General features: G+C 54.2%; 11 protein-coding genes and 1 tRNA gene. 2 read left to right on the plus strand and 10 right to left on the minus strand.

Annotation, left to right across the window (positions count from 1 at the left end; translation table 11 throughout):
* Positions 1–36: 36 nt before the first annotated feature.
* The 3 genes from SH678x_RS16505 to SH678x_RS16515 all read right to left on the minus strand — a co-directional run bounded on the left by SH678x_RS16505 (position 37) and on the right by SH678x_RS16515 (position 2290).
* On the minus strand, positions 37–300 hold the full coding sequence (locus SH678x_RS16505) for a helix-turn-helix domain-containing protein (RefSeq protein WP_496919554.1): 264 nt from the start codon (positions 298–300) through the stop codon (positions 37–39).
* Positions 301–383: 83 nt separating this feature from the next.
* Complete coding sequence (locus SH678x_RS16510) at positions 384–1097, minus strand: hypothetical protein (RefSeq protein WP_496919555.1); 714 nt, start codon at positions 1095–1097, stop codon at positions 384–386.
* A complete protein-coding gene (locus tag SH678x_RS16515; RefSeq protein WP_496919556.1) occupies positions 1094–2290 on the minus strand; it encodes a tyrosine-type recombinase/integrase in 1197 nt (398 codons plus the stop codon). Before SH678x_RS16515 ends, SH678x_RS16510 begins: the two co-directional genes overlap by 4 nt.
* A gap of 171 nt (positions 2291–2461) precedes the next feature.
* On the opposite strand from SH678x_RS16515, the gene SH678x_RS16520 reads away from it, so the two are divergent.
* Positions 2462–2534 (plus strand) — tRNA-Arg (locus tag SH678x_RS16520).
* A gap of 120 nt (positions 2535–2654) precedes the next feature.
* Positions 2655–3911, plus strand: a complete 1257-nt coding sequence (locus tag SH678x_RS16525) for a tyrosine-type recombinase/integrase (RefSeq protein WP_496919557.1) — start codon at positions 2655–2657, stop codon at positions 3909–3911.
* A 1139-nt stretch (positions 3912–5050) separates the two neighbouring features.
* Here SH678x_RS16525 and SH678x_RS16530 read toward each other — a convergent pair.
* From SH678x_RS16530 to SH678x_RS16560, 7 genes are all read right to left on the minus strand, one after another.
* Positions 5051–6019 (minus strand): L-threonylcarbamoyladenylate synthase, encoded by a 969-nt coding sequence (locus tag SH678x_RS16530; protein ID WP_496919558.1) that lies wholly within the window; start codon positions 6017–6019, stop codon positions 5051–5053.
* 884 nt (positions 6020–6903) lie between these two features.
* On the minus strand, positions 6904–8892 hold the full coding sequence (locus tag SH678x_RS16535; protein WP_496919559.1) for a monovalent cation:proton antiporter family protein: 1989 nt from the start codon (positions 8890–8892) through the stop codon (positions 6904–6906).
* Positions 8893–8999: 107 nt separating this feature from the next.
* The gene (locus tag SH678x_RS16540) at positions 9000–9461 is read right to left on the minus strand and encodes a universal stress protein (RefSeq protein ID WP_496919560.1); all 462 of its coding nucleotides are present in this window, start codon (positions 9459–9461) and stop codon (positions 9000–9002) included.
* 16 nt (positions 9462–9477) lie between these two features.
* The gene (locus SH678x_RS16545; RefSeq protein WP_496919561.1) at positions 9478–10494 is read right to left on the minus strand and encodes a universal stress protein; all 1017 of its coding nucleotides are present in this window, start codon (positions 10492–10494) and stop codon (positions 9478–9480) included.
* A gap of 427 nt (positions 10495–10921) precedes the next feature.
* Positions 10922–11140, minus strand: a complete 219-nt coding sequence (locus SH678x_RS16550) for a carbon storage regulator (protein WP_496919562.1) — start codon at positions 11138–11140, stop codon at positions 10922–10924.
* Positions 11141–11197: 57 nt separating this feature from the next.
* Positions 11198–12340 carry a baeRF10 domain-containing protein gene (locus SH678x_RS16555; RefSeq protein ID WP_496919563.1) on the minus strand — a complete coding sequence of 381 codons (1143 nt, stop codon included), beginning with the start codon at positions 12338–12340 and terminating at the stop codon, positions 11198–11200.
* A 62-nt stretch (positions 12341–12402) separates the two neighbouring features.
* Entirely contained in the window at positions 12403–13230 is an 828-nt protein-coding gene (locus tag SH678x_RS16560; RefSeq protein WP_496919564.1) for a universal stress protein, read from the minus strand.
* Positions 13231–13313: the final 83 nt, after the last annotated feature.

A 13313-nucleotide genomic window follows, 5' to 3' on the forward strand; every position in this document is an offset into this window, starting at 1 on the left:
CACTTTTTTTGTGCCCACTGGGATCGGGTGAATGTGTTAGCCGGGGATATGTGAGAAATAGTCTTTGCCGCCCTTGGGTGTGGCCCTACGCTTCCGCACGGGGGCGACCTTGGGAACGACAAGCCGAGAGGCAATGAACCGATCTAGCGCGTCGGGTGCGATGTGGTATCGCGGGCGAGTACAGCCACGCCGGGCGAGATTGACGGCCTCAAGTTCAGCCGCCTCGATAAAATCAATCACCTTGCCGGTGGTGATGCCCAGCTTTCGAGCGATTGCTGGCGGAGTCAGATACTTGTTCATAAAAAAACCCTCCAAACAGTTGGTTGAACTGCTTAAAGGGTATTAACCACTTGGCACTGAATTGGCACTGAAACGGGACTGACTCAGTCCCCTGTTAATTTCTCCAAAATAACCTTGTCGGCTTTGAGTTTTACTTCCAGCGGAATTCCATTGTCTACGAAATACTTATTGGCCTTCGTTTGATGCCCTTTGGCCTTTGGCGGGTCGAGAAAATAATTCTCATCATCACCAACAATTGGCGCCAATTCTGAATATGTCGCCGTGTTATCCTTTGCATGAAACAAATAATTGACCAACCGCCACGGCATGGGCGGGAGATTATTTTCCAGAATTGCGCCATTATGCCGCCAACGGAAGCCGTCGACGGGACCGTCGCCGTCATCTCCGGCTATTAGTTCGGCAATCTGACCACAAGCAAAGGAGTAGTTTTCGGCCCTGATTCGCCAATCTTGTTTCTTCGTGCTGCCAACTCGCACTTTCTCCGGACCGGTCGGCTCTCGATTCTCCCAACGGATGGCAGACGGGTTCCCAGGAAAGTATTCTTCCAACCTATGGCTGAACACCATGACAGCCACTTCAAACCGACTTGCCCACTCAGTCGCGTTATCATGCGAAAGCATTTCACTTGCAGCAACACTCGGCAGGTCAAATCCAAGTAGGTTCGCTTTGCTAGCGCGAACAAGCAGCTTGCCGCCAATCTCACAAGCTAAGGTTACTTGCTGATCGTTCTCGGCCCGAAGAAAACGCTGCTGTAATTCCAGCAACAACTTTGCCAAAATCTCAGGGGTATCATTCACTTCGCACCCCCTTCCAGCCCACGCCAGAGATCGGCACCCTCACGACGGAATAACCAGCGGCGAACGTGATCTGTGACGGCCCGCAATCTTTCGTCGCTAATCTTCTCCCGATAGCGTTCGGCCATCGACGAATCAAAATGGCCCATAATGTGATCGACGGCCACCTGATCGTGCGATTCGCCGCCGATGGTCTCAAAACCATGTCGTAGAGCGTAAAACCCACGGCCATGTCTTTGGAGATCAAGCTTCTTAACCAGCTTTGCGAATTCCTTGGAAATCGGATTGTCTGCAGTTTCTTTGGCCCACGAATCACCAGTGCGGGTCACAAATACTAACTTGGAGATCGTCGAATTCTTTGCCTTGGGCTTTTCACAGATGACACTCTTAAGGGCCTGAATTGTTTCTGGCCACAAGTGGCACCGTCGCAGTATCGCCGTCTTGGGACGTGCAAAATTGTGCCAACCGGCCTTGAGATCAACGGCGGACAACGGAAGCCGTCCACAATCTGTATTCCCGAAGCCGCAATTCGCGCCCAGGAGAATCATGGCCCGTAGTTGTGGAGAGGCCGACTTGAGTAAACACCTGATCTCGCGGGCCTCGAACATCATCGGACCCTTAGCCTGTCGTGCTGCACGAATATCCTTAGGCTTGGGCTTGCTAAAATTTCCAAACCTAGCGGGCTTTTCAAGCAGCTCCATCGTGCTGCCCCACTTAAAAACACCCCTGATCCAAACGATTCTATTAGCTAACGCCGCCTTCGATCGAAACCGCTTGGCAAGCACTGATCTCAGCTTACAAAAATCCATCGGCCCAAGATCATCAGCCAGGCGGGTCTTGCCGAATACCTTTAGGACGATCTCGCAGCAATTCTCGTAATCCTTGAACATCCGAAGCGTGAGTTCGCCGGATTCAACTCGACTTTCCTTATCGGCTAGAAAAGCGTTGCACAAACCGTGCAAGGTCAACCCACCTTTGGCGGTCCGTGGAATACGACCGGCCAGGAGATCGTCCTTTTGTTCCAACCAGAGATCAAGCGCGGCCACGCCCTTGGGATCGTCGACAACTTTACCGAAGTAGCAAAACTTGCCGCGAACTTTCTTAGCCCAGCGGCCACTCGCATGTGGGAAAAGCGGAAAATCAGGCCGAGGCTTCTTAGGTTTCTTTGCCGGTGTACGGCTGGTAGAATGGGCCATGATGGCACTACCTCCAGGTGATAGCGGTAAGGTGGTGTCAGACACCCGGCGGTTACCGCCGCCCGGGTGTCATCTTGACGCTCGATAGCTTACCAAGTGTCAAAACGGGTGTCAAACGACGAAAGTCAGCATCGCAGAAAGCGTAGAAAATGGCTTGTTTTTAAGCCTTAAGCCCTCGTAGCTCAGGGGATAGAGCGACGGTTTCCTAAACCGCAGGTCGCAGGTTCGAATCCTGCCTGGGGCACTGTACTTAACCTCTGCCGAAATAAGAGTTTCTGTTACCTGTCGACGTTCGACAGCGCGGCGTTTCCCAAGCTTCAAAAACGGTACCTACCGTTTTTGGATTTTCGAGGAGAACCGCATCATGCCTTGGTCGAACAATCATCTGCCCAAGTATCGCAAGCACCGCGCGAGCGGGCAGGCCGTCGTCACGCTGAACGGTCGGGATATCTATCTGGGGCCACACAACACGAAGACGAGCAAGATCGCTTACGATCGTCTGGTCGGAGAGTGGCTGCAGAACAGCCGCAATCCGCTGGTGGCAGCAAGTGACGGCATCACCGTCGTGGAGATCTGTGCCCGTTACTACAAGTTCGCCAAAGACTACTACCAGCGCAATGGAAATTGCACGCGAGAAGCCCCAAACATCCGTTTGGCCCTCCGTTTTCAGCGCGAGTGGTACGGCAAAACCCCGGCAGCTGAGTTTGGTCCCTTGGCTCTCAAGACTCTCCGGCAGCGGATGATCGACGCGAATCATTCGCGCAGCTATGTGAACGCTCAAACCAGCCGCATCAAGCGGATGTTCAAATGGGCCGTGGCTGAGGAACTGTTGCCAGCTGCGGTCTCACAAGCCCTATTCTCTGTGGCCGGCCTCAGAGTGGGTCGCTCTGGAGCCCGGGAAACAGACCCCATCTTGCCGGTTGATGATCAGATCGTTGATTTGACGTTGCCTTACTTGGGCCCTATTGTGGCCGATATGTTCCGCTTGCAGCGGCTCACCGGGATGCGTCCTGCCGAGGTCTGTTTGCTGCGACCGTGTGACGTTGACCGCAGCGGAGACATCTGGCTTTATCAGCCCTCGACTCATAAGACGGAGCATCATGGCCGACCACGGAGAGTGTTGCTCGGGCCACAAGCTCAAGGGATTCTCTGGCGGTATTTGGCTCGCGGTGAGGAGGAATACTGCTTTAGACCCTGCGACAGTGTCGCCAAAAAGCGTGCTATCGATTCTGCCAAGCGGGTGACACCCTTAAGCTGCGGAAACCGTCCCGGCACAAACCGCAAGCGCAGACCTCAACGATCCCCGGGCAATCGTTACGCGACCGATAGTTATCGTAGAGCCATCCATTACGCCTGCGACAAAGCCTTTCCGCACCCCGAGCTGGGATCGATTCTACGAGATTCGCTGAGCCCAGCCGAGGTCGCCACACTCAAGCAGTGGCAATCCGACCATCGCTGGTCTCCTAACCAGCTGCGTCACGCCGCGGCGACCGAGGTCCGCAAGCAGTTTGGACTAGAAGCCGCGCAGATCATCTTAGGTCACAGTGCAGCCGACGTAACGCAAGTCTATGCGGAACGTGATCTGGCTAAGGGGATCGAAGTGGCACGGCGAATTGGCTGAGAAAAGACAGGTAACCGATCAGCGAGGATACTGTCGCTGATCGGTTACGTTTTGAGATGCGATACTCGCTATGAAATGCAAGAGTTTGCGTCTGATTGCAAGAGACCACGGTCGATATTCGCTTGAGGGAGTTCTTCACCACGTGAAGAATGGTCCCTGGAACGCATGAGAACGCTTAGGTAGGACGTCGTGTGTCAGACTCTGGTTTCCATTCCGACTAACCTTAGACGCGCGAGAATGGGTTTCTGAAGCCCAGCGGCGGGGTCGTCATGCTGGACTGCCCCCAATGATCTCCAATCGGAGTCTGGGGGGCCCCATCGCCACAAGATATTTACCCACCGCTGGCCCGAGATCGTGCTCAGGGATGTTAGATACCCTGACTCAGACTGAGAGTGTGTAGTTGCATGTCAAAATAGTCAATCTGCGATATCAGTTTGGACTATCTTATCCATCCTAGAAGCCTGACCTTATGTGGCTATTCAAAGAGCTACAAATTTTGCTGGGTACCTCTCAATACAATTCTGGCGGCTTGTTATTTAGATTCTCCACAGAAGGTCCAAGCATGTGGCTAAGCAAAACATGCACATTTCAAGTATGACCCGCCCGCCTGAAGCACGAGTGTGCGTCCAGCACAGAGTGCGGTGGAAGTCGCAATAGTTAGGTCGCTGTCCACGATCGATCAATCCCCCACAAAGGCCGGAAGGCTGCTCAAGCAAATTACCGGCTTCTTTCTCATAGGCATGGAGTCCTGTACAACGAAAAAGTTCTAATGATGAATGCCTGAAAACGGCAGCGACACGCACGCCACATCCAACTCACTCAATCGTGACGTTAGCACTATAATGATTGCCGTCAAATTCAACGGCGGACTTTGCCGGCAACTCTACGTCTCTATGCCTGGCAAGCCGAAAAAAGTTAGCCGCCCTGGTACCCACACCACATTTCTGATAGTGAGTAAGGGGGCATTGGCCACCTCCAGTTGAACTGCTCGCTTACCTACCGTAGTAGTCCCGCTGAAGTCATATCGCAACTGTGAGGCAGACTGGGTACCAAGCTGAAATTTTTTGTCGCAAGAAGTGAGTAACTGTCGGCCGTCTATTACGCCTTGCTCGCTGAATCGACGTCCAATACCGCCAGACTTACCATTCACCGGCGGCTCGCCTCTGCCGATCTCGGAGTGCGTGGCCAATTCCATGATCGGGCGCTAGCTGCACGTAAATTGTCTTCACCTTATGGCGGTCAGCCTCACGGAGGAACTCGTAGAATGCGGCAGCGTAGTCGCCAAGCGTGTCGTAAACGGCGCTAATCGTTAGCGTGTCTGGATCCTCGATAGGCAGCAGCCCACAGTATGCGACGCTATCTCCTCTCCCGAAGTTTACCGACTCGGGCGCAATCACCAATCGAACTTCGGCGCGTGGCTGGTAATGCGGGTGCATCGTGCCGGGAGAACGGACTTCTGCATCATTGCCGACTGGCGACTCTTGGGTCAATTCACGGATGTCAGGGAGGATGCGCCGGATCTGATCCGTAGTGACCGCACCGGGGCGGAGCACCGTTGCGACCGAATTGGTGCAGTCAACCACCGTCGACTCCACTCCGATGGAAGGTCCGTCTTGCCTATAGATGGCATCGATCCGCCCATCGAGATCTTCGAGCACAGACCGCCACCGCGTGCCGCTTGGTCGACCCGAGCGATTTGCAGAGGGGGCTGCGATCGGAATGCCTGCGAGTCTGAGAATCTCGCTGGCGACAGGGTGGTCGGGAACGCGTACACCTACAGTATCAAGCCCAGCCGTCACCAGCGATGACACTTCTGAACGCTTTGGCAGCACGACTGTGATCGGTCCTGGGGCAAAAGCTAAAAGGAGTTTTTCCGCACTTGGCGTCAGGATGGCTGCTGCGTCGGACCATCGGGCGGCGTCTGCGATGTGGACGATCAAGGGGTTGCCGCTCGGTCGGCCCTTAGCGGCAAACAACTTGCTCACTGCTGCGTCGTTGGTAGCATCGACCCCCAGGCCGAATACGGTCTCTGTTGGGAATGCAACGATCGCGCCCGCGCGGATCAGATCGGCTGCTTCACTAGGTGTGTGAATTAAGGTGGTGATCACTGTGAAATCTCAATACATCAGGGTTCAAGAATTCGCGCATATCATGACAGAGTCCGTCCTTATGTGGAGGATCAAATTACTACCTACAACTTCTATTGCGCAACTACCGCAAATGAACTGAGTGCAGGAAAAGAAACATTTCTTCGCATTCCGCCACCCTTGCACCGTTTGCGGTGCCTGCTTCCTGCAAAAGCGAAACCACCGCCTATAGCTCACGGCCGCTTATACCAAGCATGGCTACATCGGCCGCGGCAGATTCCAGGAACCGATAAGTTGCACCAGTCTTGGCGACCTCTTTAGATAACTATACTTCAATCAGGCGTACGGAGCGACGGTCTGAGATGCCGCCAACTCGACGCGGTGTAGCTCACCTCACTCAGCACGTGGGCAGCCCCACTGCCCTCGGTTGCATCGTTCCCTATTAGAAGGGTATGTCCTTCGTGCCAGTGGTCGTTTCCACCGTCTGCATGCAAGGGTGGCAAATGCGCAGTCGATATGTTGGGGCATGACTGCCTGCGATGGGTTGCGTTCGTGACCAAAGTCGAACTCACCGTGAGGACCCTTAGTTTACGGACCAAGGCTAGGCCCTCATGGGATACGAAGGGGCCAGTAAGGACACTGCTTGGATGGCCAGAATCCTCGTGTATCTATGTCAATGCCCAGAATCAGTGGTTCACGTAATGTCCGTAGTTCTATATCGGGAGTCCTGGGCTGTAATAGTTGTGACTTGCCGGCTGTTGATCGTCCCACACGATTTAACGGTATCATGAGCGCCCGTGTACTTTCCGGTGTGACTGAGGCACGGCCAAGAACTCCAGGTACAGCGATTAGCTGATTCGGTAAGGGCGCGTCGCCTGGCGAAATCTGGTACCTCCTCGGAAAAGTTAAATCGATGCATTAATGTCCCCGCCCATCACATGGACCGCATCTGCAATCTGGTGCCTGCTTCCGCCTAAGACCAGAAAGTCGTCCTTCTGAAATTGAAAATTGGGCGCAGCAACAGTAATAAATGTCGCATCTCGTCGAACGGCCAGAACTGTCGCTCCAGTTTTCGCTCTGACGTCAAGTTCGCGCAGTGTTCTGCCGATGGCTGGCGCGCCCTCGGCAAGTCGACATTCCTCGAACTCAAATTCGGGCACCAACTCGCTGAGGAGTCGTTGCCGCTCCGTGGACGGCAACTCGGCTCGAAGTGCGTGATAGGCGTTGGCCCGAAAACTGTCGACGATTCGGCTAATCGAGGCGCTGGGTGTTTCAAACAGTCGTAGTGTTAGTGCCAGTACTTCCAGCGAAGTCTCGAATTCTTCCGCGATGACCTCATTCGCTCCGAGTTCTCGGAGAGCATCGATTTCCGTCATGTACCTGGTCCGGACGATTATCTGCAGCTTAGGATTCTCGTGCCGGGCAATTTGGACCGCCTGCCGTGTGGCCTGCGCATCGGAAATGGCCAGCACCATCCCGCAGGCGGTATCGATATGCAACTTTCGCAGCACCTCAACGCAAGAGCAATCTCCAAAAAAAACGGGCTCGCCGCGCCGTCGCGCGGCCTGCACGGTGTCCGGATTCATTTCAAGAACAACGAACTGAAAGTCGAATGTCTGCAGAGCGCTTGCCAGATTACGTCCATTGAGACCATATCCGGCAATGATCAAATGATTTTCCAGTGGTGGCTGTTCCGACGATTCCGGGATATGCCGTATATGATCGAACCGTCGCAACGCTGGGACTTTGGCCAGTCCGGCCGAAATTCTCGTGCTGTGGTAGACAAGGAATGGGCTGGCAATCATTGAACCCACTGAGACGAGCAGAAACAGCGAATAGTGGTCGTCGCTGATCAAACCGGCCTGAAGCCCCGTGTATCCCAACACAAATGAAAACTCACCGATTTGAGCGATTCCGGTTCCAACAATGGTTGCAATACGCAACGGGTAGCCCCAAATCAAAACAGGAGCAAACCCGCTTATGAACTTGATGGCCAGGACTGCGAGCAACATCAGTACGGCCAACCAAGCGTTATCCATAAGGCCGCCGACTTCGAGTAGCATTCCGGTCGAAATGAAGAAAATGCTGATAAGAAGGTCACGAAATGGGGCTACTTCCGAGAGGGTATGATGGCTGTAACCGGATTCCGCAATGCCCAGACCCGCAAGAAATGCTCCCAGGCCGATCGACAAGCCGGCCACCAATGTCGTCCAGGCGGTGCCAAGGCAGACAACGATCAGGAAAATCAAAAACAATTCGCGGCTGCGGCTACGAATCACGTGCTCCATCCAAATCGGGATAATCCATCGAGAAAGAGCAACGGCAACGGTTAGCACGAATGCGGCGCGGAGCAGCATCCATCTAAAATCAGCGACCTCGAAATTGTCACCCGCCATGAGGGGCACTGCCAACAACATTAGCACCACCGTTAGGTCTTGGGTGATACTGATTCCCAGTCCGAGTCGTACGGGAGGCGTGCTCAATTCTCCCCTTTCGAGAAACAACTTGAGCATTAGCGTGGAACTGGTATGCGATAGCAGGAAGCCAAAAAACCAGGCCTCAACCCACCGATCGACGAACATGATCGCTCCTGCTGTGCCCACCACGATGCAGATCAGCATTTGCGCGACACCGATTCCGGCCGAATACAGCAGCTCTTGCAGTCGCTCGCGCGTGAAGTCGAGTCCGATCGAAAACATTAATAGCACAACGCCGAGCTCGGCAATGTGCTCGATCTGCGAACGGTCGCGAAGAACGCCCAAACCGTGCGGACCGATCAACACCCCAGCCAACAATAATCCCACGATGGACGGCAGCCGAAGCCGATGGAACAGATGCAAAAAGGCTCCTGCAATGAGGAATACAAGCACCAAGCTTCGGACTAAAGGTTCCATTGGTGCTCCACCTCGACTATGCTGGGTTCTTTTCACGCGGCAGATAAGTTCGCGTCCGACACGCCGCCTTTGTTGGTGGCGCTCCTGTGTGGTTCTCAATATCGTATTCAGCCCTCACAGTGTGACGCCGGAGTTGAACGCCGGACGATTTCAACTGAGCAGGAAGCGTTGATCGCTACAGCGAGCGAGACTGAACCCAGAAACAGACGGCGGATTGAGCCGTAACCATGTGAACCAACGACAACGAGGTCCGCTCCCCAGTGTTCCGCTTCATCCAGGATTGCCTCCTTCGGCCAACCTTCCCGCATTAAATACGTGACCTTCAGTTCTGGCGACGCCTGATTCAAAACTTGCACAGCAGCATGGAGTCGCCGATGTGCGTCGGTACGCTGCCGCTGAACAAGCTCGTCGAACACTGTCGGTGATCCGCCTCCTAGCAAATTGGAGTCCACCTTTGGTTCGACGGTTATGACACGGACTTCGCTTCCCGATGGCCAAGGCCGCCTGCCAACTTCCGCAACAGCGGCATCGCTATACGGCGAACCATCGATTGCCAGTAGAATCCTCATGATCATCGTTTCGCCATTAGTTTTCGGGGCGATGTTCAGCAGCCGATCTTTCGTCCGGACCAGGTCGTAATGGCGACCACTCAGGTGTGATCGGAGACACAAAACCATCGGGCTTGACGGTCAGGATGCTGCAATCGCAGGTGCTAAGCATCTTTTCCGCCGTATTGCCGAGCAATAACCCCTTGATGCCGCTCCGACCGACTGTTCCCAAAGCAATGAGGTCGGCGTGCAGTTCCCGAGCAATTCGGCGAATGTCCTTCCAGGGAGTGCCCCAAGCCAAGTGCAGGTGAATCTTACTACGATTGGATGCGAGCGACTGGACGAACGACTCAAGTCGATCTTGAGCCTCCGCATTAATGTCATTTCTTAGCGAGTCGCCCTCAGGAAACTTCGAGATGACCTCCTCGGGAACATCCATCGAATCGACGACGTGCACTAGGTGAAACTCGGCATCCGCCAACTCTGCGATCCACAGCGCCTGCTTCGCAGCCTTAAAGCTTACGTCGGAGAAGTCGATGGCCGCCAATACAACTTTCGGTGGTCCTACATGCTCTTCCTTCGCAATCCACACACTCGCTGGGCACTTCCGAATGAGACGCCTGGAAGTGCTACCGACAACGAACTGCTCCCATGAGGCCAAGCCTCGAGTGCCGGCAAGGACAAGATCGTAGCCTTCCTGCTGCACGGCGTGTGTGATTTCGACAAAAGGCTCGCCTAAAAGTGTTTCAAACTTGATATTCAAGTCCATTGCCTTTAGATTCACAATCGAACGACGCATCTTCGTTTCGGACTCCTGGCAAATTTCCCGCTGGAAAAGATCGTCTTCGCCATATAGCAAGGCCAAGCGTGCCTTAAATGACGCCGAATGCACTGCGCGCCGCAAGTCTGGTACTGTGTGAGCCAATACTAGGCTAGCACCGGTCTGTCTCGTGAGCCACACAGCTTGCTTTAGCGCCGCTTCTGCATGCGTTGAGAAATCCGTTGCGACAAGAATACGGTGGTAGCCTACTGCTTCACTGCGCTGTTGCGTCATAATAGTGTCCCTTAATCTGCTGGCATTCTTCAATGCCTAGGCGCTTTTCCCGCGAACTCGTCACTACCCATTGTTGATGTGTTGTAAAGGCCTCATTCAATCCCTCGCAGATGGCATTGCTAAGTAGATGCCGCCGTGAGAATGTGTGCTGAAACTCGATCCCAGACTGATCTTGTTAATCAGGCGACGAAGAGCACCAAGTTGTATTGCGAGTTTCCAATCGTCCAAACTAATTATGGCATGCAACTCACTCGTCGATAATCGAAGCCAAAACCATTTCACCGTGGTGGATTCCTCTAGCAAACTCTTGACTTTCGATCCATATGGTGAGGCGCTGTTTTTAATAATTTTAGTTTGAGCAACCGCATACGGAGTGAACGACCAGATGAAACCTCGGCTTCGATATCTTGTAGATGTGTCCAGCGGCCTAGCCAGTGGACACGGATTCTGACTCGGTCCCGGAAGCAAAGGCACGAGCACTTTGTTGTGGCGAACGGTCGAGCAACTCTTTCCTGACAACGGAAATTTTCTCTGGGGCAGCGATCCCCAGACGGACCGTCCGTCCATTGACTGCTAAAACCGTAACGACAATGTCAAACTGCGGCACGCAGATCTGTTCGCCGACTTTGCGGCTGAGCACCAACATGATCATTCTCCTTTGTAGGAAACATAGAAAAGGGCACTGCACGGGCTTGGGAGTTGGCTACAAGTATTCGTCGGGCAACCGGTAGCTCACCAGGCAACCAACGCCTCCCAGGTGAATTAACTCGTCGCTCTGGCCTACGATCTCGATCGTGCAGTGCAATTCCTCTGCTTTTTGTAGCATCCGCTCCTTTGTATTGAATCGACGGAGTTCCCCTGACGCGCACTCAGGACACGCCTCCGGCGCTTCAGCCTCAATGCCGATGTGTCCGCATTTATCGCACGACCACCCTCGGCCGGGATCGTATTCTTTAGACATTACGAGCACATCCACGCGGCCGCGGTGTAGTGCGCAGAGACACGGAGCCGTTCCTGCGACCGCTAGGCCGCCAGTGCGCAGTTGCTGCACAAGATTAGCCACCATTGTGCGCGACTCCCGTTCCTCTGCTTCAACAAACGAACTCAGGGTGGCCTCGACCACGTCGGACAGGCGCGTTCCCCCGGATGCCGTGACGGTACCAATTAAATGGTTCTGCAAGTGCTTGGGTAGATGCTTTTGTATGTTCGAAGTCATGGCAGGCTGGCCAGCGAGAATTAAGTGCGTATAGCCGCCGGCGGACATGAGCTGATTCACGATCTCGATCGCGTCCTTGAGGAACTTGCGAGTCCGTTGCTCGCGATGGCGTTGGAAATAGGCCTTCGACCATTCGCTCCCCACTCGATCCCGTAACTCCGGCCGCTGCTCCCACATTTTCGCGGTGACCGCTCCCAAATTGACTTGCAGTATTCGTAAGCTCTCTTTTGTCACAAGCATGACAACGTACCGGTGGTAAGTATCCTTCAATTCGACTAAGTGATAGATGTTGGGCGTATTGTCGACGGAAATCCAATTTGGGAGTGGAACCTGAAACTGTAGCGGCAGAAAGAACGGCTGCTCACCTCTGCGCGAAAAGGCGGCGAGTCCCTTCGCATTGGACAGAATGTCTGTTGCCAACATTTGCTCGATACGAGCCAGAGCGGCATCGAAGTCGTGTTGTTCCTGTAAATTCAAGCTCTTTCGAAGAACCTGCACTCGCTCGTCGAACGCGCTTCGATCCGCGAGCCTGCCAGCAGCCAAGGACTGGTAGCAACTAATGACTGGGGCATCTATGACGGGTAAGGTGATTAATGTACGGATGTGTTTCTGAAGGTTTTGACGTTCCATATCAATGGACTTCCCTTATTCGTCTAGGTTGAATTTATGGCGTCATGCACTTCACATACGGGTTATTGCGCCAGAAACAACGGACGGTCCGCGTTCTGGATCACATGGAGCGCCGTCTCACCGAAAAGGCGTCGCAACAGTAGGTTCTTCGCGCTGTTGCCCATAACAATGAGGTCCGCGCCCCACTCTTCCGCATACGGAAGCAAATGGTATTTCGGCGGTTCAGGATCGAACGCTTCCTCCGGCTCGAATCCATGTGCTCGACAGTAATCGGCCGCGTCGCTCACGAGTTGTTCTGCTTTGTCGCCTTGGTGCTCGAAGGTCACGATCCGCAACTTTGCATCAGGCCACAGCCGCATCTGCACGAACCGTTTCATGGCTTTGGCCGACTCCATCGAGCCACTGTAGGCAATCAGCACCTTTTTCACGGGATAGAAGCCTTTGGAGACGGCAAGCAGGGGGCGGACCCCCGCTTGCACCAGCCGCACCATGACGTTCTGCGGATCGGGCACGAGATCGAAATCGAACAGGCTCCGCAGGCCGAAAATCATCAGGTCGTGATAGCGAGCTTGGTCAATCATCAGCATGAACGGTTCGCCGACTTCCCGTAGCACTTGATGCCGCACGCCGGCCGCTCGGCACGCTTTGGTAAACTCCTGCACGGCCCACTCGCTACGCTCCTTCGCCTTTTCCATGCGGTCGTTGGCGAGTTCGTGAGCGTAGTGCCCACCACCGATCGGGACGGGACCAGAATAGGTCAGGCGCGCCTCGTCGATTATGCTGACGCCGGTCACTTCGGCATCGTGCGACATCGCCAAAGCGACTGCCTGATTGATTGCGGACACGGTATACTCCGTACCGCTAAGGCCCACGAGGAGGCGTTTGAGCATGATAGGAACTCCTTTCGGGAAGGGGAGGTCATAAAGTACTACGAGTTAATAGGAAATATCCTGTTTCAATTAGACTAACGACT

The sequence above is a fragment of the Bythopirellula superficialaquae genome, assembly GCF_059632245.1.